Annotated in this window: 21 protein-coding genes; 8 read left to right on the top strand and 13 right to left on the bottom strand. The window is 71.1% G+C overall.

The genetic code is table 11. From position 1 onward, the window contains the following. Positions 1–22: 22 nt before the first annotated feature. The 3 genes from ACIO3R_RS01955 to ACIO3R_RS01945 form a co-directional block, all read right to left on the bottom strand. Positions 23–220 (bottom strand): hypothetical protein, encoded by a 198-nt coding sequence (locus ACIO3R_RS01955; protein WP_385031224.1) that lies wholly within the window; start codon positions 218–220, stop codon positions 23–25. Between the two features lie 112 nt (positions 221–332). Next, positions 333–3365: a type 2 lanthipeptide synthetase LanM family protein gene (locus ACIO3R_RS01950; protein ID WP_402102326.1), complete on the bottom strand. Its 3033-nt coding sequence runs from the start codon at positions 3363–3365 to the stop codon at positions 333–335. Between the two features lie 109 nt (positions 3366–3474). Next, complete coding sequence (locus ACIO3R_RS01945; RefSeq protein ID WP_402102323.1) at positions 3475–4560, bottom strand: LacI family DNA-binding transcriptional regulator; 1086 nt, start codon at positions 4558–4560, stop codon at positions 3475–3477. Between the two features lie 128 nt (positions 4561–4688). On the opposite strand from ACIO3R_RS01945, the gene ACIO3R_RS01940 reads away from it, so the two are divergent. The 3 genes from ACIO3R_RS01940 to ACIO3R_RS01930 are packed head-to-tail and all read left to right on the top strand — an operon-like array spanning position 4689 to position 7877. Next, entirely contained in the window at positions 4689–5840 is a 1152-nt protein-coding gene (locus tag ACIO3R_RS01940) for a Gfo/Idh/MocA family protein (RefSeq protein ID WP_402102320.1), read from the top strand. Positions 5841–5892: 52 nt separating this feature from the next. Beyond that, positions 5893–7038 carry a dihydrodipicolinate synthase family protein gene (locus ACIO3R_RS01935; RefSeq protein WP_402102317.1) on the top strand — a complete coding sequence of 382 codons (1146 nt, stop codon included), beginning with the start codon at positions 5893–5895 and terminating at the stop codon, positions 7036–7038. After that, positions 7035–7877 (top strand): sugar phosphate isomerase/epimerase family protein, encoded by an 843-nt coding sequence (locus tag ACIO3R_RS01930; RefSeq protein ID WP_402102315.1) that lies wholly within the window; start codon positions 7035–7037, stop codon positions 7875–7877. Before ACIO3R_RS01935 ends, ACIO3R_RS01930 begins: the two co-directional genes overlap by 4 nt. A 59-nt stretch (positions 7878–7936) precedes the next feature. Here the strand turns inward: ACIO3R_RS01930 and ACIO3R_RS01925 are convergent, their stop codons facing one another. The 3 genes from ACIO3R_RS01925 to ACIO3R_RS01915 all read right to left on the bottom strand — a co-directional run bounded on the left by ACIO3R_RS01925 (position 7937) and on the right by ACIO3R_RS01915 (position 10067). Beyond that, entirely contained in the window at positions 7937–8746 is an 810-nt protein-coding gene (locus ACIO3R_RS01925) for a hypothetical protein (protein ID WP_402102312.1), read from the bottom strand. Between the two features lie 303 nt (positions 8747–9049). After that, the gene (locus tag ACIO3R_RS01920) at positions 9050–9256 is read right to left on the bottom strand and encodes a DUF397 domain-containing protein (protein WP_402102309.1); all 207 of its coding nucleotides are present in this window, start codon (positions 9254–9256) and stop codon (positions 9050–9052) included. Beyond that, the gene (locus tag ACIO3R_RS01915) at positions 9243–10067 is read right to left on the bottom strand and encodes a Scr1 family TA system antitoxin-like transcriptional regulator (protein WP_402102307.1); all 825 of its coding nucleotides are present in this window, start codon (positions 10065–10067) and stop codon (positions 9243–9245) included. Before ACIO3R_RS01915 ends, ACIO3R_RS01920 begins: the two co-directional genes overlap by 14 nt. Before the next feature lie 233 nt (positions 10068–10300). Here ACIO3R_RS01915 and ACIO3R_RS01910 point away from each other — a divergent pair, with 233 nt between their 5' ends. Continuing rightward, positions 10301–10657: a hypothetical protein gene (locus ACIO3R_RS01910; RefSeq protein ID WP_402102304.1), complete on the top strand. Its 357-nt coding sequence runs from the start codon at positions 10301–10303 to the stop codon at positions 10655–10657. Between the two features lie 110 nt (positions 10658–10767). On the opposite strand, the gene ACIO3R_RS01905 is transcribed toward ACIO3R_RS01910, so the two are convergent. From ACIO3R_RS01905 to ACIO3R_RS01895, 3 genes are all read right to left on the bottom strand, one after another. Beyond that, positions 10768–11922, bottom strand: a complete 1155-nt coding sequence (locus tag ACIO3R_RS01905) for a pentapeptide repeat-containing protein (protein WP_385031303.1) — start codon at positions 11920–11922, stop codon at positions 10768–10770. An 89-nt stretch (positions 11923–12011) separates the two neighbouring features. Next, a complete protein-coding gene (locus ACIO3R_RS01900) occupies positions 12012–12185 on the bottom strand; it encodes a hypothetical protein (RefSeq protein ID WP_402102301.1) in 174 nt (57 codons plus the stop codon). Further along, positions 12175–12576, bottom strand: coding sequence for a winged helix-turn-helix transcriptional regulator (locus tag ACIO3R_RS01895; protein WP_385344785.1), 402 nt, complete (start codon positions 12574–12576; stop codon positions 12175–12177). Before ACIO3R_RS01895 ends, ACIO3R_RS01900 begins: the two co-directional genes overlap by 11 nt. Positions 12577–12677: 101 nt before the next feature. Here ACIO3R_RS01895 and ACIO3R_RS01890 point away from each other — a divergent pair, with 101 nt between their 5' ends. Further along, complete coding sequence (locus tag ACIO3R_RS01890; RefSeq protein ID WP_363023448.1) at positions 12678–13328, top strand: NAD(P)H-binding protein; 651 nt, start codon at positions 12678–12680, stop codon at positions 13326–13328. 44 nt (positions 13329–13372) lie between these two features. Here the strand turns inward: ACIO3R_RS01890 and ACIO3R_RS01885 are convergent, their stop codons facing one another. Beyond that, positions 13373–13963 carry a hypothetical protein gene (locus ACIO3R_RS01885; protein WP_402102297.1) on the bottom strand — a complete coding sequence of 197 codons (591 nt, stop codon included), beginning with the start codon at positions 13961–13963 and terminating at the stop codon, positions 13373–13375. Positions 13964–14113: 150 nt separating this feature from the next. Here ACIO3R_RS01885 and ACIO3R_RS01880 point away from each other — a divergent pair, with 150 nt between their 5' ends. Continuing rightward, on the top strand, positions 14114–16435 hold the full coding sequence (locus ACIO3R_RS01880) for an ATP-dependent RecD-like DNA helicase (protein WP_402102937.1): 2322 nt from the start codon (positions 14114–14116) through the stop codon (positions 16433–16435). A gap of 129 nt (positions 16436–16564) precedes the next feature. Beyond that, positions 16565–17854, top strand: a complete 1290-nt coding sequence (locus tag ACIO3R_RS01875; RefSeq protein ID WP_385031263.1) for a citrate synthase — start codon at positions 16565–16567, stop codon at positions 17852–17854. 605 nt (positions 17855–18459) lie between these two features. On the opposite strand, the gene ACIO3R_RS01870 is transcribed toward ACIO3R_RS01875, so the two are convergent. The 3 genes from ACIO3R_RS01870 to ACIO3R_RS01860 form a co-directional block, all read right to left on the bottom strand. Beyond that, positions 18460–20922 carry a heavy metal translocating P-type ATPase gene (locus tag ACIO3R_RS01870; protein WP_402102294.1) on the bottom strand — a complete coding sequence of 821 codons (2463 nt, stop codon included), beginning with the start codon at positions 20920–20922 and terminating at the stop codon, positions 18460–18462. A gap of 107 nt (positions 20923–21029) precedes the next feature. Then, positions 21030–21341: a heavy-metal-associated domain-containing protein gene (locus ACIO3R_RS01865; protein ID WP_385032223.1), complete on the bottom strand. Its 312-nt coding sequence runs from the start codon at positions 21339–21341 to the stop codon at positions 21030–21032. A gap of 132 nt (positions 21342–21473) precedes the next feature. Next, positions 21474–22286, bottom strand: a complete 813-nt coding sequence (locus ACIO3R_RS01860; RefSeq protein WP_402102290.1) for a TetR/AcrR family transcriptional regulator — start codon at positions 22284–22286, stop codon at positions 21474–21476. Positions 22287–22470: 184 nt separating this feature from the next. Between ACIO3R_RS01860 and ACIO3R_RS01855 the strand changes: the two genes are divergently transcribed. Then, a complete protein-coding gene (locus ACIO3R_RS01855) occupies positions 22471–24699 on the top strand; it encodes an MMPL family transporter (protein ID WP_402102288.1) in 2229 nt (742 codons plus the stop codon). Positions 24700–24741: the final 42 nt, after the last annotated feature.

The following is a 24741-nucleotide window of genomic DNA, read 5'->3' as shown; positions in this document are numbered from 1 at the left end:
CTTGAGCGGCAACTGACTTGGCTCAGAACGGTGCGGTCATCGTGGTGAACGGCAGATCCAGCGTGTATCCGGTGTTCCCGTCCGCGGCGCTGAGGATTCTGCTGCGCAGCCCGAGTCTGCCGGCCGCCCCCAGGGCGATCTGTCCGGCGGGGTGCTCGGCGGCGGAGTCGTCCGTGAGCTCGGTGGTCAGGAAGGCTACCGAAGCGTCGTTGCTCTGCATGGTTTCTGCCTCTTCTCGTGGGAGGTTCCGGTGCGGTGTGCCGAGCGGTGGTGCGTCTGTGTGCATCGGTGGTACGCCGGTGGGACGGGGGGAATCAGGGGGGTGCGGCCGGTCAGGCGAGCAGCAGCAGTGACGGCACCCGGTCGGGGAAGCCCGCCCGCAGCAGCCCGTGCCCGATCCCGGCGAGTCCGGTCAGCAGCCCCGGATGGGGGACCAGGCCCGGTGTCCCGCAGCGCGGTCCGGCCCGGTCGGCCGCCGCGAGCAGGGCCCCGGCCCGCTCCACCCACCGGGTGCGGGTGCCCAACGGCTCCGCCCGGCCCAGGAGTTCGAGGACGCCGAGTTCCCCGTGGCACAGGCTGTCGTCGAGCGGCGGTTCGCTCCGCGCGATGTCCGCCACCGCCTCCCGTGCCCAGGCGGACAGCAGCGGATCGGCGCGGGCGGCCGCGCTGTCCAGCACGGCCAGGGCCACGCCCGTCCGGCCCCGGCACCAGGAGACCCCGGCGTCCACGGTGCCGGTCGCGGACCGCAGGGCCGCGAGCCCCGGGGCGCGGTACGGCTCGCCGCCGCCCGCCTCCGCGAAGCGCAGCAGGGCCCAGCCGATTCCGGCGGCCCCGTCGGCGAATCCCGCGGTGTCCGGCAGCGGCGCCTCGCGCAGCAGCCCGGCGCTGTGCTCCGCCCGCCGCCACACGTCGGCCCGTCCGGTGGCCCGGTACCCGGCGAGCAGGCTGACCAGCCCGCCGGCCGTGCCCCCGCGCACCCCGTGCTCGCTCTCCGCGACGGCCGCCGCACCCGTCAACCGCAGTGCCGGCACCACCAGTTCGCGCAGGCGGCGGTCATCGAGCGTCTCCGCGACCTGGATCAGCGCGTAGGCGATCCCGCCGAGCCCGGCGAACGCGCCGGAGCCCACCGGCCCCAGGTCGTCCGGACGCGCGTGCAGCACCTCCAGCAGTCCGGCCAGGGGAGCCAGCGCGTCCCGGGCCGCCGCCGCGTAGCGGTCCGCCCCGGTGAGCGAGGCGAGCTGGGCCAGGAACTGCGCCGTACCGGTGTAGCCGCTCGCCAGGTCGGCGGCCATCGGCCCCAGCCGCCAGTAGCGCTCCCCGAGCAGCTCCAGGCCGATCCAGTTCAGCCGGGTGGGTCCGGAGTACGCCTGCGACACCAGCTCGTCGCCGACCGACCTGGCCGCCGCGAGCAGGTGTTCCGGCTCCGGCGCGGTAGCGGCCGTACGGACCCGGCGCGGCCCTGTTCCGCCCGCGTGGGCGGGCTCGCGCGAGGTGGTCACCATCGCGGCGCAGATGATCCGTTCCTGGTCCTGGCGGTCCACCGTGTCCAGGCCCGCCAGCTTCTCCCGGACCAGGGAGAGCCCGGTCCGGGCGAGCGGCCCGGACAGCAGCCGGCCGGCCCCGCTCCACAGGTCGGTGCGCTCGGGCAGCGCCGTGAACAGGGGCACGTCCCCCGACCACAGCTGGGCGAGTTCCTCCTCCAGCAGGCCGGGCAGCGCGGCGGGACCCATGACGTCGGTCCCCAGCAGCGCCAGCACCTCGTGCCGCGCGGCGGCGTCCTTCATCAGGTCCGGGTGCGTGGACTCGTCCAGGAGCGAGGTGTAGACCCAGGTCGGCCGGGCCACCACCCGCACCTCGTCGTGCGCGAACCGCTCCAGCAGCCCGCCGGGACGCAGGAGTTCGGCGCGGGCCTCCTTGACCGCGGTGTACCCGGCGCTGAACCCCTCGCACAGCGGGCCGACGAAGGCGGACGGATCGGCGGGCGCCCCGGCCAGCCGTGGCCGGTTCGCGGACTCCCCGAACCGGGCCGTCCGGCGCACCAGCCGCATCCGGTCGGTCCCCGCGTCCGCCCAGTCGGCACTGCGCACCGGCGAGGCGGCGGCCTGCCCGCCGCCGATCCCGGACATGTCGAGCGCCGTGTCGTCCCCGACGAGCAACTGGGGCAGCAGACCCACCCGGTGCACAGAGCCGTGCAGGGCGCGGGCCGCCGGATCGTCCGAGGCCGAGGCGGGCAGCGGCGGGTGGAACAGCGTCTCGACGTCGACGAGCACCGGGTGCTCCCCGTCGGCGATCAGGTTCTCGTGGTGCAGGTCGGTTCCGTCCAGCACGTGCAGCAGGGCCAGCAGCGCGCCCTGGCGGCGGTAGAAGGACTCGATCTGGCCGGCCGAGCGGCAGGGCCGTGTCGAGGCGAACTCCACCCAGCCGTAGGACCCCCGGTCCAGCAGGGCAAGCGTGCGGAGTCCGGGAGTGCCGGGCAGTGCGTTGAACCAGCTGACGAGCTCGTTGAAGTGCCGGTGGACGGCGAGCGGCCGCGGCTTGTAGACCAGCCGGGAACCGTCGTCGAAGCGGAGCAGCATCACGGTCCGCCCGCCCCGGTGGCTGTCCCCGGCGCCGGGCTCCACGCCCACCAGCCGGGCGCCCCGCACGCTGTCCGCCGCCGGGCCCGAAGCGGCACGGCCCCTCGGCAGCACCGGCCGGTCCGCCGCGAACCGGACGAGCATCTCGGCCAGTGCCGCGGCGGCGTCGAGCGCGGTCCGCGCCAGGATCCGGGCCAGCACGGGGTAGCCGGTGAGGAGCGCGGCCAGTCCCGGCCGGGCACCGGTCAGCCGCAGGAAGTCCGTGAACCGGCCCGCGGAGTCCTCCCCGGCGAGCCGCCCGGCGCGCCGCGCCACGTGCAGTTCCAGGACCAGGGTGCGAGCGGCGAGCCGGGCGAGCCGCCGGGCCAGGTGCCGCTCGAAGTCGTTCCGTACGGTGTCCAGGTCGGCGCAGCGGCCCACCCGCTCGGGCAGGGCGTCCAGCATCCGCACCGCCGCGCGGGCGGTGAGCGGGGCGAGGACGTGGGCGAAACCGCGCAGTCCCGGATGCCCGTCCCCGTCCGCGCCGGCCCCGCCCTCGACGTCCGCCTTCTCGGGGGCGGTGGAGATCACGTCCTCGACGAACTCCACCCAGTCCGGGGTCCCGGTGGGCGACGGTTCGAAGGCCAGTGCCGGATGCCACCAGGGGCCGTCGGACCGGGAGGGGCCGGGCGCCGGATGCGTGGCACCCGGGAGGCCCGCGGCCGGATGCGGGGCCGACGTACGTGCGGTGGGGCCGGCCGGGGAGGAGACGCGCACCCGTTCGCGGCTGCCCGGATCGTTCTCCGCCATCGCACCTCCTCGGTCCGGCGCCGGCACCACCGGTCCGCCGTGACCCATACTCCCGGCGGGGCGGACCGCGGGCATGGGGGCACCGCCCCCATCTTCCTGCCCCTGGCGCTCACTCCACCCGTGGTACCGCCGTGGAGCCCCGCACCATCAGCTCCGCCGGGATCGTCGCGATGCCGCCGGGCGGCGGCGTCTCCTTGCCCATCGCCAGCCGGCCCGCCCGTGCCCCCGCCTCGAAGAGCGGCAGCCGTACGGTCGTCAGCGCCGGGACCACGTCCACCGAGAACGGCAGATCGTCGAAGCCCGCCACCGAGATGTCCTCGGGGATGCGCAGGCCGCGGTCGCGGATCGCCGCGGCCGCGCCCAGCGCCACCGTGTCGTTGGCGGCGACGACGGCCGTGATCCCCGGTTCGCGCCGCAGGAGTTCGACGGTGGCGTCGTAGCCGGAGCTGCGGTCGTAGGAGCCGTGCACCGTGAGCCGCTCCTCGTCCCCGGCCGCGGACCCGTCCCCGTACAGCCCCGCTGCCCTCATCGCGTCGCGGTGGCCCTCCAGCCGGTGGCGGGTCGTGGTCCGCTCCAGCGGTCCCGCCGCGTAGCCGATCCTGCGGTGGCCCAGCGAGATCAGGTGCTCGGTCAGGCGCCGGCCGCCGCCCCGGTTGTCGAAGGCGAGCGCGGCCAGGACCGATTCGCTGTCCGGCAGCGGGGGCCGCCCGCACAGCACCACCCTGGTTCCCGCGTCCGCGAGCTTCGCCAGCTTCGCCGACATCGCCGCCCGGTGCGCCGGGTCCTCCACCGCGCCGCCGGTGAGGACGACGGCGGCGGCGCGCTGGCGCTGGAGCAGGGTGAGGTAGGTGAGTTCGCGGGCCGGGGAGCCGCCGGTGTTGCAGACGACGGCGAGCTTCTCGCCGCCCGCCCGGCCCGAACCGTCGCCCGGACCGCCGATCTCCGTCTGTGCCGCGCCCGCCATGATGCCGAAGAACGGGTCCGCGATGTCGTTGACCAGGATGCCGATCAGATCGGAGGTGGCGGCCGCGAGCGAGCTGGCGGGCCCGTTGAGCACGTAGTCCAGGTCGTCCACCGCGCGCAGGACCCGGTCCCGAGTGGACGCGGCCACCGGGTAGTTGCCGTTCAGCACACGGGAGACGGTGGCCGGGGACACCCGGGCGCGCGCCGCCACGTCCGCCAGGGTGACTGTCATCGCATTCCTCCGAGGAGTGATGAGGGAAGAGGACCGATCAGCGGGCCCCCTCTTGTCCGGGCCGCTGTCGGCAGGCTAGCGTCCTCCCGTATAGAAAGCGCTTGCTACGGCTGTATGGAGGAACTTTCGTGACACGCAGGACAGTGCGCATCGCCATGAACGGCGTCACGGGTCGCATGGGATACCGGCAGCACCTGGTGCGCTCGGTTCTCGCGATCCGGGAGCAGGGCGGCCTCGACCTCGGCAACGGCGACGTGCTCTGGCCCGAGCCGGTCCTCGTCGGCCGCCGGGCCCACGCGCTGGAGGCGCTCGCCGAGCGGCACGGCCTGACCGAGTGGTCGACCGACCTCGACGCGGTCCTCGCCGACGAGACCATCGACATCTACTTCGACGCCCAGGTCACCTCGGCGCGCGTCGACGCGATCAAGAAGGCCGTCGCGGCGGGCAAGCACATCTACACCGAGAAGCCCACCGCCACCGACGTCGAGGGCGCCCTGGAGCTGGCCCGGCTCGCCCGGGAGGCCGGGATCAAGCACGGCGTCGTCCAGGACAAGATCTTCCTGCCGGGGCTGCTGAAGCTGAAGCGCCTCATCGACGGCGGCTTCTTCGGCGAGATCCTCTCCGTGCGCGGCGAGTTCGGCTACTGGGTCTTCGAGGGCGACTGGCAGGAGGCCCAGCGCCCCTCCTGGAACTACCGCTCGGAGGACGGCGGCGGCATCGTCGTCGACATGTTCCCGCACTGGGAGTACGTGCTCCACGAGCTGTTCGGCCGGGTCACCACCGTCCAGGCACACGTCCAGACGCACATCCCGCAGCGCTGGGACGAGCACGGCAAGCCGTACGCCGCGACCGCCGACGACTCCGCGTACGGCATCTTCCAGCTGGAGAGCGGCGCCGTCGCGCAGATCAACTCCTCCTGGACGGTCCGCGTCAACCGCGACGAGCTCGTCGAGTTCCAGGTCGACGGCACCCACGGCTCCGCCGTGGCAGGACTGCGCAACTGCCGCGTCCAGCACCGCTCGGCCACCCCCAAGCCGGTCTGGAACCCCGACCTCCCGGTCACCGAGTCCTTCCGCGACCAGTGGCAGGAAGTCCCCGACAACGCCGTCTTCGACAACGGCTTCAAGGCCCAGTGGGAGCTGTTCCTGCGCCACATCGTCCTCGACGAGCCCTACGCCTGGGACCTGATGGCCGGCGCCCGCGGCGTCCAGCTCGCCGAGCTCGGCCTCAAGTCCTCCGCCGAGGGCCGCCGCTTCGACGTCCCGGAGCTGACCCTGTGACGCCGCGCCCCACCCCCGTCGCCGCCGTCGCCGTCGCCCCGGAGCGGACACCGTGACCATCCACCTCCCGCAGGGGCCGTACGAGCCCCGCGCCACCCCGCTCGACCTCGCCCCCGGCGGAGCGGCCCTGGCCTCCCGCACGGTCTTCTCCGCCGCCCATGTCGTCGCCGACCCCTACGCGGACATCAGCCCCGACTCCCCGGCCGCCGTCGACTGGGACGCCACCCTCGCCTTCCGCCACCACCTCTGGTCGCACGGCCTCGGTGTCGCGGAGGCCATGGACACCGCCCAGCGCGGCATGGGCCTGGACTGGGCGGGCGCCGCCGAGCTCATCCGCCGCTCCGCCGCGGAGGCCAAGTCGGTCGGCGGTGCCATCGCCTGCGGCGTCGGCACCGACCAGCTCCCGCCCGGCCCCGCCTCACTGGCCGAGGTCCGGTCCGCGTACGAGGAGCAGCTCGCCCTCGTCGAGGGCAGCGGCGCCCAGGCCATCCTGATGGCCTCCCGCGCACTCGCCGCCGCGGCGAACGGACCGCAGGACTACCTGGAGACGTACGCCCACCTGCTGCGCCAGGCCACCGAGCCGGTCGTGCTGCACTGGCTCGGCCCGATGTTCGACCCGGCGCTGGACGGCTACTGGGGCTCCGCCGACCTCGACGCGGCCACCGACACCTTCCTCCAGGTCATCGCGGAACACCCGGACAAGGTCGACGGCATCAAGATCTCCCTCCTCGACGCGGAGCGCGAGATCGACGTCCGGCGCCGCCTCCCCGGCGGGGTGCGCTGCTACACGGGCGACGACTTCAACTACCCCGAGCTGATCGCGGGCGACGAGCGCGGCTTCAGCCACGCGCTGCTCGGCATCTTCGACCCGCTCGGCCCGCTGGCCGCGCACGCGGTCCGGGTCCTGGACACCGGCGACACCAAGGGATTCCGCGAACTCCTCGACCCGACCGTCGAGTTGTCCCGCCACCTCTTCCAGGCGCCGACCCGCTACTACAAGACGGGCGTGGTCTTCCTCGCCTGGCTGTCCGGCCACCAGGACCACTTCACGATGGTGGGCGGCCTCCAGTCGGCCCGCTCGCTGCCGCACCTGGCGAAGGCGTACGAACTCGCCGACCGGCTCGGCCTGTTCCCCGATCCTGAGCTGGCCGAATCCCGGATGCGCGCCCTGCTCACCGTGCACGGAGGCTCCCGATGACCGATACCCGTAACGACCTCTCCCGGCTCTCCCTCAACCAGGAGACCATCAAGCAGTGGTCGCTGCCCGAGCTCGCCGAGGGCTGCGTGAAGGCCGGCATCGGCCGGGTCGGCCTGTGGCGGGCCCCCGTCCAGGAGTACGGCGTCGAGCGAACCGCCCGACTCCTCGCCGACTCGGGCCTGTCCGTCACCAGCCTCTGCCGGGGCGGCTTCCTCACCGCCCCCGACCCGGCCGGACGGGCCCGCGCCCTGGACGACAACCGCGCCGCCCTCGACGAGGCGGCGGGCCTGTCCACGGACACCCTGGTCCTGGTCTCCGGCGGCCTCCCGGCCGGAGCCAAGGACCTGTACGGCGCCCGCGAACGCATCGCGGACGCCCTGGGCGAGCTGGCCCCGTACGCGGCCGAGCGCGGCGTACGCCTGGCGATCGAACCGCTGCACCCGATGTTCGCCTCCGACCGCTGCGTCGTCTCCACCCTGTCCCAGGCCCTGGACATCGCGGAGCGCTTCCCGGCCGACCGGGTCGGGGTCGTCGTCGACACGTACCACCTCTGGTGGGACGACCAGGCGCCCGCCCAGATCGCCCGCGCGGGCGCGGGCGGCCGCATCCACTCCTTCCAGCTCGCCGACTGGATCACCCCGCTCCCGGCGGGCGTCCTGGTGGGCCGGGGCCAACTGGGCGACGGTTGTGTGGACTTCCGCGCGTTCCGTACGGCGGTCGAGGCCACCGGCTTCGACGGTCCGATCGAGGTGGAGATCTTCAACGAGGACCTGTGGGCGCGCGACGGCTCCGAGGTACTGGCGGAGGTCGCCGCGCGCTATCTGGAACACGCCTGCTGAACCCGCTTCCCGGGGCCCGCTCGTGCGGGCCGGGCCCCGGGTACGACACGGGGACCGCGCTACGCGGGCGGTTCGATGGTGACGGGCTTCCCGAGGTCGTAGAAGTGCTGGACCGTGGTGGTGGGCGTCCCGCCCATGGCGGACGTGCCCTGTGCTCCCACCGGGGTGGCGTCGTCCTCCAGCCAGACGATGTACTCGGTCATCTCCGCGCCGTGCCAGTTGAACGGCTCCGCGTTGGTGATGCGCCAGGCATGGGTGTCCTTGCCGTTCTCCAGGGAGATCAGAGCCTTCTCGGTGTCGACCTTCCAGACCGGGGACGAGGCGATGACGTCTGCCGTGACCTGCGGATCCGCGAGCGCCCGGTAGGCCTTTCCGAGCGAGGCGACCAAGGTCTCCTGGGTGCTTCCGGCCGGGTCGCCCTTGACCCATGTCCCGTCGGTCTTGATCCACTCCTCGTCGCCGAGGAAGACGAACGAGTTCTCCCCGCTCTTCCCGCCCTCCCCGTCGACGTCCCCCGCCATCGCCGGATCGTCCCCGAACCGGAACCGGGTGGTGCTCTCCTGGTCGCCGGAGGTCACGTGCTCGGTGCCGGTGCCGTAGGCCTCCATCGCGGCGGTCACACAGGCTGCCAGATCCTTGCCGGGAATCGTCGCGTCCGACTTCAGCGGTACGTCCGCGCAGGCGTCCGGAGTGGTGTACCCGGAGGCCGGACTCGCCTCCGCCGCAGGAGAGGAGGCGGACTCGGCGGGGGACGACGCCGCCGGCTCCCTGGCGTCCGCGTCCGCGTCGTCGGACGAGCATCCTGTGAGAAGTACGGCACCGAGTGCGGTGGCTCCGAGCGCCGATATGACCTGCTTCGATCTACCCATGGGCGGGATGGTAGCGGAGCGTTCCGGCCTCAGGGCAGGTCGGTCCGGCAGGCAGGAAGGGGCCGCCGGGTAAAGGAAGGACAAAGACGTGCAACCATTCGGCGCCTCCCTCGGTCGTATGCGATGTCGGGTTGCTTCCGGGGGGATTCCGGGGGGAATACGGGAACGCCCGACGGAGGGGGAAAGCGAGAGGGGCCCGGCCATGCGGCCGGGCCCCGTTCGGCTCTCCGGGAGCGGGCCCCGTCGGTCTGTCCGCCCGTCCGCCGGCCGTTGAAGACGCTGCGGGCCTGGGTGCGGAGCTGCTCAGGCGCTGAGCCGGCCGTCCTTGACCGCCTCGACGAACGACGACCAGCCGGCGGAGGAGAAGACGACGGCGGGACCGGAAGGAGCCTTGCTGTCGCGGACGGGGACGGCGGCGTAGCCGGTGGCGACCTCCAGGCACTCGCCCTGATTGGCGCCGCTGTAGCTGGACTTGTACCAGCCGGTGAAGCTGTGCTCAGCGTTGTGCATGTTCGTGTTCCTCCGAGATGGCTCTGACCAGAGCCACTGAATCCAGATGCGAGATCGCGTCGCCCAGGGCGAGAGCGTAGTCGGTGCCACAGGCTTCAACCAGTGCCGGATCATCGAGGAGATTGCCCGTGTAGAGGCCCTCGACGTAGGCAACCGGTGCCGCGTCCCTGAAGTTGAGCAGGTAGAGCATGCCCTCCAACAAGGCGTGCGCACCGGCCTCGAAGGGCAGTACGTGGAGGCGCAGGCGCCCGCTCTCGGCCATGTCTGCGATCTTACGTAGCTGCTCCGCCATTACGTGCGGCCCGCCGACGCGACGCCTGAGCACCGCTTCGTCAAGCAACGTCCATGCGATTGGGCTACTGGACGCATGGAGCAACCTTCCGCGCTCCATGCGATTGGCCACCGCCCTGTCCAGCTCATCTTGAGTGAAGTTCGTTCGTGCCGACTGGAAGACGGCGCGGGCATACTCGGCGGTCTGGACTAGTCCGGGAACGAGTTGGGCCCCGTATTGCTTGATCTCTGAAGCCTCCCGCTCCAGTTCGGCAACTGCGGAGAAGTAGCCGGCATACTTCGACTCCAGGTTCTCCAGCCACCTGACAAAGAAGCCGTCTGTATTCAGCGCCAGGTCAATCCGCCGAGCGTCATCCGGCTTGGGCAGCCGCCGCCCGGCCTCCCAGTGGCTGATCAGCGTGGGCGAGCAGACCACGATCTCGCCCAGGGCCTCCTGCGTCAGCCCCGCCGCGATGCGCCGCAGCTTCAGCTCTTCGCCGTACTTCTCCCGAGGCGAACGCGGACTTCGCTTCGTTCCCACGTGATCCAACTCCCGGTCTTGACGGACGCGCTGTCATCCCCGACCCCCTGGCAGCGTAGCGACCCGTGACCCCACTCTGTGATGAGTTCGCTACAGAAAGAAGCGGATACGCGCCGCAGAGACCCCCGCGGCCGCCGTGAACGGCCCGGGGGCGTGGCCACCCTGAGAAAGCAGGCTGACATGAAGCACCCTGTCATGGGGCACCGGTTCATCCACGGAGCCGAGGTCACCACATGAGCGGGGAGGGGCGCGGGCCGGGCACGTTCAGGCTGCTGCCGTGGACGGAGCCGGAGGGCAAGGCGTGTTACGTGCTCGGGGACGGCGACGGATACGTATCGCGGATGGCGGACGGCGTCGAGAGCGTCCAACTCGACATAGCGGCTGACCTGCTCGGCCACGCCGCCGACCTCCTGGCCGACCGGAAGGTCACCGGCGCGGAGCTCCACTTCCTCGCCGCCCGGCTGAGCGAGTCGTTGCGTGACGTGAAGCGTGTGGCGGAGAGCCGGGGCTTGCGGCTGGGCGCTATGGCGGGGGCCGATCCGAACGGGGACCGGCCGCGACACCGAGAACCGGGCATCGGCGACCGATAGGCCGGCCCACCGCTTCGGGTGCCCCCGACGGACGTGAACGCACCGGTGGCAGAGGAGTTGCGTCGGCCGGGTCCTCCTTGCGGCCGACGGTCTTCACTCGAACCCCTCGGTCACGGTATGGACCGCAGGGGCGGGTGCCGCGTCGTGATACCTGAGGCCTGGAGCAGCGGCGGCGGTTCGGGGCCGGGATCCTCGGTAACAACGACGCCGGCGGCCACGTGGTCGAAACCGGCTGGCCAGCGGGTGTGCTCGCTGGCCACCGCACCGGTCAGACGCGCCTGGAAAAGGTCGGCCGTGCTCAAGTCGGCGCCACGCAAGTCGGTCAGGCGCAGGTCGGCGCGGCGGAAGACAGCGCCGCCCGCGTCGGCCTTGCGCAGGTTCGCCTCGCGCAGGTCGGCCTCGGTGAAGTCCGCGTCACGCAAGTCGGTTTCGACCAGCCGTGCGCCCCTCAGGTCAGCCAGAACGCAGCGGGTCCGGCGCAGGATCGCCGTTTTGAGGTCGGCGTGCCGCAGGTTGACCGAGACGAGAGACGCCTGTGTCAGGTTGGCGTGGTACAGGCCCGCTGCCTCCAGACAGGACCGGTCGAGGTTGACCTCGTGCAGCCACAGCCCGTCGCAGTCGGCCCGGCGCAGGTCCGTGACGCCGAGGTTGACCCAGGACTGCTCCCGGGGTTGCAGCAACAACACGCCGAGCCCGGTCAGCGCCACCTGGGCGTCGGCGGCACGGACCTCCAGCGGCACGACGTCGTTGATGGGCACGTCCGTCGCTGGGGCTTCCGGTCCGGTGGGGGGCCAGGGCAGGTGTGTACGCAGGTAGGCGGCCTGAATGGAGATGACGGCCTCACGGTCGCGGGCGGAGTGCTCCGCGATCCGCCACAGCGCGTGGAGTCCGCCGATGCGTGTTTCCAGCTTGTCGCTGCCGAGCTGATCGACGGCGGTGCTGAACCGGTCGGTGACATAGCCTTCCTGGGTGGCGCGCAGGCTGTCCTGGCTGACTCGCAGTTGCCGCCAGGTGGCGTACGCGCCGAACAGCACGACCATGCCGCCCACGGCCTGCAACAGCGTCGTACGGACGTCGTTCACTGCTTTCAGCCGGTCCTGCGCAGCGACGCTCGCCCCGGCGAGATCGTGGTCGACCACCACACCCGGCAGGACGACGAGCGCCGCGCCCAGAACGGCCAGCCCCACTGTCCCGGCCAGCAGGGCCGCGGTCGCGTGCCGGCCGCGCCACAGCCTGCGACCGCGGCCCTGCTCCCCCATGTCCATGGGCATGGGAGCCTAGGCGTCGCTCAAAAAAGGATCAAGGTGTACGACTTGGAGCGGTGGCGCTCCACTCCCCCTGGCCCGACGGGCAATCACCGGACGGTGGGCGAGCGTTGGCCGTACTCGCCGGGCCCCAGGAGGCTGCTGCCCAGGCCCTGCCACAGCTGGAACCGGTCGGCGGCCCGGAGAGCGTCAGGGGCGCCGGGCCGGGCGCCTTCGGCGTGGGCGTGGCGGCGGTCGCAGGCCCCGTCGGTATCACGGACCACCCGGCCCGTCCTGCGGCACCGACGCGGCGGCCACCCCCTCGTACGCGTCCCGTGCCTCCAGCAGCTCCGGCAGATGCGCCCCCGCCCACGCGCAGCAGGCGGCCATCGGGGCGAGCAACGACCGGCCGAGCGCGGTCAGTTCGTAGTCGACGCGCGGCGGGATGCCGCCGTGGGCGGTGCGGGTGATCAGTCCGTCCCGTTCCATCGCGCGCAGTGTCTCCGTCAGGACCTTCGGCGTGATGCCGCGCAACGGGACCTGGAGTTCGGAGAACCGGCGGGCGCCGGGTTCGAGGCACCTGATGATCTTCGCGGTCCATTTTCCGCCGAGCTGGATCAGCGGAGTGGTGGGGGAGCAGTCCATGAACATTTCGGGATCAAGTGGTTGGCTCACCCTGGCGAGCGTACGTAACTATCGTTGCGGAAACCATGGGGTCCGCGGCTAGCGTCCGGGGCATCGGCCGGCGGTCCGCCGGCCTTGGCGAGGGGAACCCCATGAGCAGCAGGATCGTTGTCTTCGGAGCCGGTGGACGGGCCGGGCGGCGGGCGGTCGCGGAGGCCGTCGCCCGTGGGCATCAGGTCACAGCCGTGGTGCGGGACGTGGCCGCGTACACGGGGCCGACCGGTGACGGCGTCAGCGTCGTCGCCGGTGATGTCACCCGGGCGGACAGTGTCGCGGAGGCCGCGGCGGGGCACGATGCCGCGATCAGCGCGGCCGGCCGGATGGACGTGCCGTCGCGGGACTTCTACGTGAGCGCGGCGCACGCCCTGCTGGACGGGCTGGCGCGGGCGGGCGTCGGGCGGCTGGTGCTCATCGGCATCGGGTCCGTCCTGGAGACCGCGCCCGGCGTGGCCGTCCACGACGCTCCCGGTTTCCCCGAGGAGGCGCGGGCCTTCTCGCTCGGGCACTCCGCCGAACTCGACGTGCTCCGCGCCGCGGAGACGGACATCGACTGGCTCGTCATCGCCCCGCCGCCCGTGATGCTGGACGACGAGGCCCCGCGCACCGGCCGGTACCGGGCGGGCGGCGAGCAGGTGATGGCCGACGGCGCCCCCTCCTTCTCCTATGCGGACCTCGCGGTCGCGCTGATCGACGAGATCGAGACCCCGAAGCACCACCGCTCCCTCACCGCGGTGGCAGGCTGACCGCACCGCACCGCGCGCGGTCAGGCATTTCACCGGGTCGGACGTCACGGAGGGCCTTGGGTCTCCGCCCCGTGGCCCTCTGGGGTCTCGTCCGGGTCGTCGGCGAAGGCCAGGTACCCGGGGACGTACTCGAACGGTTCCCGCAGCCGCCGTGTCCGCTCCCGCTGGTCCTGCCGGTAGTGGCTGACCCAGGTGATCGCTGTCGCCACCACCGACACCGCCACGAGGAAGAAGTAGAACCACGCCGAGTTCCACACCGAGGCGAGGGAGGTGTAGGCCCCGTCGCCGGCCGCGAGCACGGTGTCGCCGGAGCCGGCCGACGCGGAGTGGACCGTCCCGGCACCGGTGCTGCCGTCGGGGAACTCCCACGACGCTTCGCAGGACGGGGCCGGCGCCGTCACACCGGTTCCCTCGCTGCAGCTCCATGTGGAGGCAAGTGTCGCGGACCTCCCCGCGAACAGCACGTACAGGGCCGAGCGGAAGGGCAGCGCCACGACAGCGCAGATCGCAAGGGGAGCCCCGAGGATCACCAGCCACTCCTGGACGGTCGGCCGTTTCATCGGCGCCTCCGGCGGTTCCTCCGCACTCTCCTCCAGGCTTGCGTCGTCCCCGCAGTCGTCGTCCCCCGTACTCATGCCGTAGCCCCCACTACTTCGTCGTCGTGGTCACTCAGCTGCCCTCTCCGACGGCAGGGCGTGCACCGCCGGTTCCCCGCAAGGGCTTTCGGCCGGATACCGGACCGCGTGATGTCAGCGCCACCCGGTAGCGTCACGGGCATGTCCACCATGTCCTCCACGGCGTCGTCCACACCGAACATGGCCGTCCTCGAAGGGGTTCTTGAGCGGATCACCTACGCCAACGAGGAGAACGGGTACACGGTCGCCCGCGTCGACACCGGACGCGGCGCCAACGATCTGCTCACCGTGGTCGGCTCGCTGCTGGGCGCACAGCCCGGCGAGTCGCTGCGGATGGAGGGGCGTTGGGGCTCGCACTCCCAGTACGGCAAGCAGTTCACCGTCGAGAACTACACGACGATCCTCCCCGCCACCATCCAGGGCATCCGCCGCTACCTCGGCTCCGGCCTGATCAAGGGCATCGGTCCGGTGATGGCCGACCGGATCACCACCCACTTCGGCGTGGACACCCTCGACATCATCGAGCAGCAGCCCAAGCGCCTCGTCGAGGTGCCCGGCCTCGGCCCGAAGCGGACGAAGATGATCGCCGCCGCCTGGGAGGAGCAGAAGGCGATCAAGGAGGTCATGGTCTTCCTCCAGGGCGTCGGCGTCTCGACCTCCATCGCCGTCCGTATCTACAAGAAGTACGACGACGCCTCGATCTCCGTCGTGAAGAACCAGCCCTACCGGCTGGCCGCCGACGTCTGGGGCATCGGCTTCCTCACCGCCGACAAGATCGCCCAGGCGGTCGGCATCCCGCACGACAGCCCGGAGCGGGTCAAGGCCGGACTCCAGTACGCGCTGTCGCAGTCCACCGACCAGGGCCACTGCTTCCTCCCCGAGGAGCGGCTGATCGCCGACGGGGTGAAGCTGCTCCAGGTGGACACCGGGCTGGTCATCGAGTGCCTCGCCGAACTGGCCGAGGACCCGGAGGGCGTCGTACGGGAGAAGGTGCCCTCGCCCGAGGGCGGCGAGCAGGTCACCGCCGTCTATCTGGTGCCCTTCCACCGGGCCGAGATCGCCCTCGCCGCCCAGGTGCGCAGGCTGCTGCGGACGCCGGAGGAGCGGATGCCGGCCTTCGGCGACGTGGACTGGGAGAAGGCCCTGAAGTGGCTCGCGGGCCGCACCGGAGCGAAGCTGGCGCCCGAGCAGGAGGCCGCCGTGCGGCTCGCGCTCAGCCGGAAGGTCGCCGTGCTGACCGGTGGGCCCGGCTGCGGGAAGTCGTTCACCGTCCGGTCCATCGTGGAACTGGCCCGCGCCAAGAAGGCCAAGGTGGTGCTCGCCGCACCGACCGGCCGGGCGGCGAAGCGGCTCTCCGAGCTGACCGGGGCCGAGGCCTCCACCGTGCACCGGCTGCTCGAACTGAAGCCGGGCGGCGACGCGGCGTACGACCGGGACCGCCCGCTGGACGCCGATCTGGTCGTCGTCGACGAGGCGTCGATGCTCGATCTGCTGCTCGCCAACAAGCTCGTCAAGGCGGTGGCACCCGGTGCCCACCTGCTGCTCGTCGGGGACGTCGACCAGCTCCCGTCGGTCGGCGCGGGGGAGGTGCTGCGGGATCTGCTCGCCGACGGCGGACCCGTCCCGGCGGTCCGGCTGACCACCATCTTCCGCCAGGCCCAGCAGTCCGGCGTCGTCACCAACGCCCACCGGATCAACTCCGGCGTACCGCCGCTCACCCAGGGGCTCAGCGACTTCTTCCTCTTCGTGGCGGACGAGACGGAGGACGCGGGCGTGCTCGCGGTCGATGTCGCGGCCCGCCGCATCCCCGCGAAGTTCGGTCTGAACCCCCGCCGTGACGTGCAGGTACTCGCTCCGATGCACCGCGGACCGGCCGGTGCGGGCCATCTCAACGGTCTGCTCCAGCAGGCCATCACGCCCGCCCGCCCCGATCTGCCCGAGAAGCGGTTCGGCGGCCGGGTGTTCCGGGTGGGCGACAAGGTCACCCAGATCCGCAACAACTATGACAAGGGCGAGAACGGCGTCTTCAACGGCACGGTCGGCGTGGTCACCGCCCTCGACGTCGACGAGCAGAAGCTGACCGTGCTCACGGACGAGGACGAGGAGATCGGTTACGACTTCGACGAGCTCGACGAGCTGTCCCACGCCTACGCCATGACGATCCACCGCTCCCAGGGCAGCGAGTACCCGGCCGTCGTCATTCCGGTCACCAAGAGCGCCTGGATGATGCTCCAGCGGAACCTGCTCTACACGGCTGTGACGAGGGCCAAGAAGCTCGTCGTGCTGGTCGGCTCCCGGCAGGCGATCGGGCAGGCGGTCCGCACGGTTTCCGCAGGCAGGCGTTGTACAGCGCTGGATTACCGGCTGCGGGGAGGTACGGAAGGAGGATCCGCCGAAAAAATGATCGATCAAATCGGTGGGAAACATCACGGAGGGCTTCCGGAACCGCAGTCAAGGGGGCAGGATGAATAAGTTCGCGGCACTCAGTGCCGCGAGTAGGTCCAATGGACGACCCCGAGTGCACTCTCCTGAGCCAAATGGGGGAGGGTAGAGACAGTCAGGGAACCTCGAAGAAGAGGCACTACGTCGGTGAGGGATGACGTGAGCGACAACTCTGTAGTACTGCGGTACGGCGATGACGAGTACACCTACCCGGTGATCGACAGCACCGTCGGCGACAAGGGCTTCGACATCGGGAAGCTCCGGGCGAACACCGGCCTGGTGACGCTGGACAGCGGATACGGCAACACCGCTGCGTATAAATCTGCCATCACCTACCTCGATGGCGAGCAGGGCATCCTGCGGTACCGCGGCTTCCCGATCGAGCAGCTCGCCGAGCAATCGACGTTCCTCGAAGTCGCGTACACGCTCATCAACGGTGAGCTTCCGAAGGTCGACGAGCTGTCGGCCTTCAAGAACGAGATCACCCAGCACACGCTGCTGCACGAGGACGTCAAGCGGTTCTTCGACGGCTTCCCGCGCGACGCCCACCCGATGGCCATGCTGTCGTCGGTCGTCAGCGCGCTGTCCACGTTCTACCAGGACAGCCACAACCCGTTCGACGAGGAGCAGCGTCACCTCTCGACGATCCGGCTGCTGGCCAAGCTGCCGACCATCGCGGCGTACGCGTACAAGAAGTCGATCGGTCACCCGTTCGTCTACCCGCGCAACGACCTCGGTTACGTCGAGAACTTCCTGCGCATGACCTTCTCGGTCCCGGCCCAGGAGTACGTGCCGGACCCGGTCGTCGTCTCGGCGCTGGAGAAGCTGCTCATCCTGCACGCGGACCACGAGCAGAACTGTTCGACCTCCACCGTGCGTCTGGTCGGCTCCTCGCAGGCGAACATGTTCGCCTCGATCTCCGCCGGTATCTCGGCGCTGTGGGGCCCCCTGCACGGTGGCGCCAACCAGTCGGTGCTGGAGATGCTCGAAGGCATCCAGGCCAACGGTGGCGACGTCGACTCCTTCATCAACAAGGTGAAGAACAAGGAGGACGGCGTCCGCCTGATGGGCTTCGGCCACCGGGTGTACAAGTCCTTCGACCCGCGCGCCAAGATCATCAAGGCCGCGGCCCACGATGTGCTGTCCTCGCTCGGCAAGTCCGACGAGCTGCTCGACATCGCGCTCAAGCTGGAGGAGCACGCGCTCTCCGACGAGTACTTCGTCTCGCGCAACCTCTACCCCAACGTGGACTTCTACACCGGCCTGATCTACCGGGCCATGGGCTTCCCGAGCGAGATGTTCACGGTGCTCTTCGCGATCGGCCGGCTGCCGGGCTGGATCGCCCAGTGGCACGAGATGATCAAGGAGCCGGGTTCCCGCATCGGCCGCCCGCGCCAGATCTACACCGGCGAGGTCCTGCGCGACTTCGTCCCGGTCGAGGGCCGCTGAGCCCCGGACCACCCCTGCGTCACCCCGGGCCTACTCGGCCGGTTGCCTTCGCCCCGACTGCCGCGCTTTCGCACAGAGCGCGGTGTCCGGGGCGATTTGCTTGCCCGGACGGCACCACCACCGGACGCACCACCACCGGACGCACCACCCCTGACGCACCACCCCGGACGCACCGTCATCGCCTGGGCGGCGCGGCCCGGCCGTGATCCGTCCCGACATGCGAGAAGCGCCCCGCCATCGATCCCCCCACGGGCCGACAGCGAGGCGCTTCCCATATCCCGGAGCGGATTCCCCCCACGGGATCCGGCCGGGCGTTCAGTGGGAGCCGAAGCTCCTGGGTGTTCCTCGGGTACTGCGTGTCCTGCGCTTACCTCTTGTACAGCCATCCTGCGTACAGCCTGCCGGCGGTCTGCCGGGGTACGTACCGACGGGAGGGCCGCTCAAAGCTCCCCGGTGCACGTGCCCCGGCCAACGCTTGCCCGGACCGTCCCCCAAGACGTTCCGTCGGACGTCCCCCAAGACATCCTTGGCATCGCACTCTTAGACTCGCGAACCCACCGAATGGTTACCCCATAATCGGTGTGATCTAGATCTCTTTGTGGAAATTACGTGAAGGACCTCAAGCGCAGGCTGTTCGTTACGACGAAGACCGATGACATGGCCATCGCCGCTCCCGCAATCATAGGGTTGAGCAGGCCAAATGCCGCAAGGGGTAGAGCAGCAACGTTGTAACCGAATGCCCAGAAAAGGTTGCCCCTGATGGTGGCCAGGGTCCGCCGGGAGAGCCGGATGGCATCGGCGGCCACCTTGAGATCTCCACGAACGAGCGTCAGATCGCTCGCTTCGATGGCCGCGTCCGTGCCGGTGCCCATCGCCAGACCGAGGTCGGCGGTGGCCAGTGCGGCGGCGTCGTTGACCCCGTCGCCGACCATCGCGACGGCATGCCCCTCGGCCTGCAACCCCTCGATGACGTGCGCCTTCTCCTCCGGAAGCACCTCGGCCCGCACCTCGTCGATCCCGACCGCGCGGGCCACGGACTCGGCCACGGCGCGGTTGTCGCCGGTGAGGAGGATGGGGGTGAGGCCGAGTGCGCGGAGCTTCTTGATGGCTTCGGCGCTGGTGTCCTTGACGGCGTCGGCGACTTCGAGGACGGCGCGTGCTTCGCCGTCCCAGGCGACGGTGATGGCTGTGCGTCCCGCGGTCTCGGCTTCGGCCTTTTTGCGCGCCAGTTCCGCGGGGAGGTGGATCTCCCACTCGGTGAGCAGTTTTTCGCGGCCGACGAGGACGGCGTGGCCCTCGACGATGCCCTGGACGCCGAGTCCGGGGACGTTGGTGAAGTCCTCGGGGGTGGGGAGGGGGCCGGTGGTGCGTTCGGTGGCTCCGGTGGCGACGGCCTGGGCGATGGGGTGTTCGGAGGCGTGTTCCAGGGCGCCGGCGAGGCGCAGTACGTCGGTTTCGGTGGTGTGGGGGGCGGTGTGGACGGCCTGGAGGGTCATTTTGCCGGTGGTGACGGTGCCGGTCTTGTCGAGGACGATGGTGTCGACGCGGCGGGTGGTCTCCAGGACTTCGGGGCCCTTGATCAGGATGCCGAGCTGGGCGCCGCGTCCGGTGCCGACCATGAGGGCGGTGGGTGTGGCGAGGCCGAGGGCGCAGGGGCAGGCGATGATCAGTACGGCGACGGCGGCGGTGAACGCGGCCGTCACGTCGTCCGCGATCAGCAGCCAGGCGACCAGGGTGACCAGGGCGATCAGCAGGACCACGGGGACGAAGACCGCGGAGATCCGGTCGGCGAGGCGCTGCACCTCGGCCTTGCCGTTCTGCGCGTCCTCGACGAGCCGGGCCATCCGGGCCAGCTGGGTGTCGGCGCCGACCCGGGTGGCCTCGACGACGAGCCGGCCGGAGACGTTCACGGTGGCGCCGGTGACGGAGTCCCCGGTACCCACGTCGACCGGGACCGACTCACCGGTGAGCATGGACGCGTCCACCGCGGAGCTCCCCTCGACGACGGTGCCGTCGGTGGCGATCTTCTCGCCGGGACGGACCACGAAGCGCTCGCCGACGGCGAGCCGGGCGACAGGGATGCGCACTTCGGCGCCGTTCCGCAGGACCGCGACGTCCCTGGCGCCCAGATGCATCAGCGCCCGCAGGGCGGAACCCGCCTTCCGCTTGGACCTGGCCTCCAGGTAGCGGCCCAGCAGGATGAACGTGACGACTCCGGCGGCGACCTCCAGATAGATCGTGGACGAGGCATCCGCGCGGGAGACCGTGAAGTCGAAGCCGTGCCGCATGTGGGGCATCCCGGCATTGCCGAGGAACAGTGCCCAGAGCGACCAGCCGAAGGCGGCGAGGGTGCCGACCGAGACGAGCGTGTCCATGGTGGCCGCGCCGTGCCGGAGGTTGGTCCAGGTCGCGCGGTGGAAGGGCAGCCCGCCCCAGACGACGACGGGGGCGGCCAGGGTGAGGGAGAGCCACTGCCAGTTGTCGAACTGGAGGGCCGGGATCATCGCGAGCAGGACGACGGGGGTGGCGAGGACGGCCGACACGATGAGCCGCTGGCGCAGCGAGGCGAGGGCGGCGGCGGGGCCGTCGGGGCTTGTGGGGCTGTCGGGGTCAGTGGAGTCGTCGGGGGCGGTGGTGGCTTCCGGGGCTTCTCGGGCTCCACGGGTTCCTCCGGCTTCCGGGGCTTCTCGCGCTCCACGGACTTCGCGGGTTCCTCCGGCTTCCGTGGCCTCGCCGGCTTCCGGGGTGCCGGTGGGGGGCGGGGCCGGGGTCTCCGCCGACGGTCCCGACGCGGGGGCGGGCGGCGTCGGCGGGGTCGGTGCGGGGCGGTGCACCGGCTCCGCCGTGTAGCCCGTCTTCCGGACGGTCGCGATCAGGTCCGCGACGCCGGTCTCCGGGCCGAAGACGACCCGGGCCTTCTCGGTGGCGTAGTTCACGGTGGCGGTGACCCCGTCCATCCGGTTCAGCTTCTTCTCGACGCGGGCCGCGCAAGAGGCGCACGTCATCCCGCCGATCGCGAGCTCTGCCTCCGAGCTCTCCGCTGCCGGGGTCTCTGTCGCGCTGTGCATGTCCGAACTCCTGAAACGCCGACCGGGCCGTACCCCACCAGTATCTGCTGGTCGGTCCGGCCCGGCTGTGAAGGGGCGACGCGGGTGGGAACCGGGTCCCTGGGTGCTCAGGCCTGGCCGGCGAGCTCGTAACCGGCCTCGTCGACGGCGGCGCGTACCGCCTCCTCGGCCAGCGGGGCCCGGGAGGTCACCGTCACCTGGCCGGTGGACGCCACGGCCTTCACGGAGGTGACCCCTTCGATCTCGGAGATCTCGGCGGAAACGGCGCCCTCGCAGTGGCCGCAGGTCATGCCGGTCACCTGGTAGACCGTGGTCACGCCGCCCTGCGTCGTCGCGTCGGCGCTCGCGCCGTCGTGGCAGGAACCGCTGGGCGAGCAGCAGGAGCCGGTCGCCTGGGGGAGCTGGGTCTCGGCGGTCATCGTTTTCTCCTCTTCGACGGGCACATGTGGGTGTGGAGGCAGGGGCCCAGGAGGTTTCCGGGAAGGCCGGTGCGCCTCCACACTCATCAGACTATACCCCTAGGGGGTATGAACGCGAGTGTTCCGAGGTCGCTAGCGGCCATTCGGGGGAGCGGGAGGGGTGGTGGAGGGTGCGGCGCGAGGTGCCGTGAGGGGGGCGGCGTCGCAGACCATCGGTTCGACGTAGCGGAAGAGGACCGTCTTCAGCTCCTTGGTGTAAGCCTCCCGCTCGGCACCCTCGTGCGCCATGATCACGTCCAGCCCCGCCTTGAAGAGGATGAAGATCATCGTGGCGACGCGGTGGATCTCGGCGGGAGGGGTGTCCGGGAGGTAGCCGGTGAGGATCGTCTCGACCCGGCTGAGCATCGTCGTGTGGACGGCGTCGTGGTCCTGCGTGATCGTGCCGGGGATCTCGGAGCCGTGCATCAGGACCGTGAAGGCCGGGTTCTCGCAGTTGAACTCGATGAGCGGATCGAGGATGGCGTCGAGCATCCGGTCCAGCGGGAGTTCGAGGTGGTTCGGGAGGAACGCGGCCCCGTATGTCTCCCGCCAGCGGTTCAGCAGCTGGTCGCCCAGCTCGACCGCGATGGCTTCCTTGTTGGGGAAGAACTGGTAGAGCGTGCCCGGTGAGACGCCGGCTTCCCTGGCGATGGCGTTGGTGCTCGCGGCGGTGTAGCCGTTCGTGCAGAAGACGCGGGAGGCCGCCTTGAGGAGCTGGGCGATGCGCGCCTCGCCCCGGGCCTGGCGGCGGCGAGGGCGGGCGGGGGCGGCGTCGGCCGCCCCGCCTGTGGTGGCCGTTGCGTCTTCTGTGGCGTCTGTGGCGTCTGTGGCGTCTGTGGCTCCCGTGGTCCCTGTGTCTTCCGTGGCCTCTGCGCCTCCGGTGCTCTCGGTTCTGGCCTCCGACACGGTGTATCCCCAGCTTTCGTGCGCGGTTGACAAACACGAGTGGCCGCTCGCATTCTTGTGGAACGCGAGCGATGACTCGTGTTTGCCCAGTGTATGTGGCAACGACTGATCCATGCTGCCCTGTGCGACCGCCTCGCGCTGCCGCTCAGATGCCTGGATCCGGGGGAAAAGGGGACACCGCACCATGCCTCAAGTCAACGGCCCGGAGCGCATCGGGGGCTGGACCCGGTTCGTCACCGCGCGGCCACGGCTCGCGCTGCTGGCGGCACTGGTCATCACTGCGCTCGCGGTCTTCGCGGGCAGTGGGGTGGCCGACCGGATGGGCAGCGGTGGCTGGGAGTCCCCGAACGCCGAATCGACCTATACGACCAAGGCGCTGGAGCGCGAGTTCCCGGCGTCCCAGCCGAATCTGCTGCTGCTCCTCGACAGCGGCGGTGTCTCCGTCGACGATCCCGCCGTGGCCGCGGAGGCGGCGCGTCTCACCGAGCGGCTGGCCGGCGAGAAGGATGTCACGGGCGTCGGCTCGTACTGGCAGAGCAAGGCACCCGCGCTGCGCGCCGAGGACGGGCGGGAGGCACTGATCGCGGCCCGGATCGAAGGCGACGAGAAGGCGGTGGGGGAGGTCCTGGACCGGATAGCCCCGACGTACCGCGGTGCGCACGGACCGGTCGTCGTCTCGGTCGGTGGCCCCGTCGCCGTGAAGCACGAGATGCAGACGATCATCCAGGACGACCTGCTGCGGGCCGAGATGATCGCCCTGCCGGTCACGCTCGTGCTGCTCGTCATGGTCTTCGGCAGCGCGATCGCGGCTCTGCTGCCGCTGGGCGTCGGCATCGTCGCGATCCTGGGCACCAACGCCGTGCTGCGGGGGATCACCGAATTCACCGATGTCTCGGTCTTCGCCCAGAACCTCACCACCGCACTCGGCCTCGGGCTCGCCATCGACTACGCCCTGTTCATCGTGCGCCGGTTCCGCGAGGAGCTGGCGGCCGGGGCGGAGGTCCGGGCGGCGGTGGGCACGACGCTGCGCACCGCGGGGCGGACCGTGCTGTTCTCCGCACTGACCGTCGCGGTCTCGCTCGCCGCGATGCTGGTCTTCCCGCAGTACTTCCTGCGCTCCTTCGCCTACGCGGGGATCGCCGTGGTGCTGCTCGCCGCCGCTGCCGCGCTCATCCTCCTCCCGGCCGCGCTGATGCTGCTCGGCCCGAGGGTCAACTCCCTGGACCTGCGCGGGCTGCTGCGCCGGGGGCGGGCGGAGCCGTCCTCCGCAACCGGGTCGGGCAGGGGCTGGGGCCGGTTCGCCGCGCTGGTGATGCGCAGGGCACCGCTCTTCGCCGTCGTCACGAGCGTCGGGCTCGTGCTCCTCGGGCTGCCGTTCCTGGGGGTGAAGTTCGGTACGGCGGACGACCGCCAGCTGCCGGCCTCCGCCGAGTCGCGCGTGGTCCAGCAGCACATCAGGGACGGCTTCCCCGGCAGCCCCGGCGGGGGCCTCGAAGTCCTCGCGGAAGGGGCCGCGACACCGGCCCAGTACGCCGAGTACCGCAGCCGGATCGCGGCGCTCCCCGGTGCCCAGCGGGTCGACGGCCCGGTCGTCGAGGGAAATTCGGCCTACTTCAGCGTGCTGCCGAAGGAGGATTCGGTGGGGGACGAGTCCCAGGCGCTCGTGAAGGATCTCCGGGCCGAGCCCGCTCCCTTCGACACCTCGGTGACCGGTACCGCGGCCGTGCTGGTCGATTCGAAGACCGCCATCGCGGACCGGCTGCCCTGGGCGCTGGGCATCATCGCCGTGGTCACGCTGCTCCTGGTCTTCCTGCTCACCGGCAGCGTGCTGATACCCCTCCAGGCGGTCGTGCTCAACGCCCTCAGCCTCACGGCGATGTTCGGAGCGGTCGTCTGGGTCTTCCAGGACGGCCATCTCTCCGGGCCGCTGTCCTTCACCAGCACGGGGGACATCGAGACGACGCTGCCGGTGCTGATGTTCTGCGTCGCCTTCGGGCTCTCCATGGACTACGGGGTGTTCCTGCTCTCCCGGATCAAGGAGGAGTACGACCGGACGGGCGATCACGAGCGGTCGGTCACCTTCGGGCTGCGGCACACGGGCGGCCTGATCACGGCCGCGGCCGTGATCCTGGCCGTGGTGATGGTCGCGATCGGCACGTCCCGGGTGACCAACACCAAGATGCTGGGCCTCGGCATCGCGCTGGCCGTGCTGATGGACGCCATGGTCGTGCGCAGTCTGCTGGTCCCGAGCGTGATGAAGCTGATGGGCCGGGCGACCTGGTGGGCCCCGGCACCGCTGCGGGCGTTCCACCGCAGATTCGGCCTGAGCGAGGGGGAGCCCGCACAGCCGGCGACCGAGGAGATACCGGAGCCCGCGGACGAGCGGGACAGCGTGACGGCCGGCAGGGCGTAGAGCGGAGCGTAGATTCGGCCGTCCGGAAAACGGAGCGCGGGC

The sequence above is a fragment of the Streptomyces sp. NPDC087428 genome, from assembly GCF_044744085.1.
In the GTDB taxonomy this organism is placed as follows: Bacteria; Actinomycetota; Actinomycetes; order Streptomycetales; family Streptomycetaceae; genus Streptomyces.
The sequence above is the reverse complement of the archived record's forward strand: the minus strand, read 5'-3'. Positions and strand labels throughout refer to the sequence as shown.

What these genes read in the sequence shown, in the direction of transcription:
- ACIO3R_RS01955 (WP_385031224.1), bottom strand. Translation starts at nt 220, where the DNA reads ATGCAGAGCAACGACGCTTCGGTAGCCTTCCTGACCACCGAGCTCACG.
- ACIO3R_RS01950 (WP_402102326.1), bottom strand. Translation starts at nt 3,365, where the DNA reads ATGGCGGAGAACGATCCGGGCAGCCGCGAACGGGTGCGCGTCTCCTCC.
- ACIO3R_RS01945 (WP_402102323.1), bottom strand. Translation starts at nt 4,560, where the DNA reads ATGACAGTCACCCTGGCGGACGTGGCGGCGCGCGCCCGGGTGTCCCCG.
- ACIO3R_RS01930 (WP_402102315.1), top strand. Translation starts at nt 7,035, where the DNA reads ATGACCGATACCCGTAACGACCTCTCCCGGCTCTCCCTCAACCAGGAG.
- ACIO3R_RS01925 (WP_402102312.1), bottom strand. Translation starts at nt 8,746, where the DNA reads ATGGGTAGATCGAAGCAGGTCATATCGGCGCTCGGAGCCACCGCACTC.
- ACIO3R_RS01920 (WP_402102309.1), bottom strand. Translation starts at nt 9,256, where the DNA reads ATGCACAACGCTGAGCACAGCTTCACCGGCTGGTACAAGTCCAGCTAC.
- ACIO3R_RS01910 (WP_402102304.1), top strand. Translation starts at nt 10,301, where the DNA reads ATGAGCGGGGAGGGGCGCGGGCCGGGCACGTTCAGGCTGCTGCCGTGG.
- ACIO3R_RS01905 (WP_385031303.1), bottom strand. Translation starts at nt 11,922, where the DNA reads ATGGACATGGGGGAGCAGGGCCGCGGTCGCAGGCTGTGGCGCGGCCGG.
- ACIO3R_RS01890 (WP_363023448.1), top strand. Translation starts at nt 12,678, where the DNA reads ATGAGCAGCAGGATCGTTGTCTTCGGAGCCGGTGGACGGGCCGGGCGG.
- ACIO3R_RS01885 (WP_402102297.1), bottom strand. Translation starts at nt 13,963, where the DNA reads ATGAGTACGGGGGACGACGACTGCGGGGACGACGCAAGCCTGGAGGAG.
- ACIO3R_RS01880 (WP_402102937.1), top strand. Translation starts at nt 14,114, where the DNA reads ATGTCCTCCACGGCGTCGTCCACACCGAACATGGCCGTCCTCGAAGGG.
- ACIO3R_RS01870 (WP_402102294.1), bottom strand. Translation starts at nt 20,922, where the DNA reads ATGCACAGCGCGACAGAGACCCCGGCAGCGGAGAGCTCGGAGGCAGAG.
- ACIO3R_RS01865 (WP_385032223.1), bottom strand. Translation starts at nt 21,341, where the DNA reads ATGACCGCCGAGACCCAGCTCCCCCAGGCGACCGGCTCCTGCTGCTCG.
- ACIO3R_RS01855 (WP_402102288.1), top strand. Translation starts at nt 22,471, where the DNA reads ATGCCTCAAGTCAACGGCCCGGAGCGCATCGGGGGCTGGACCCGGTTC.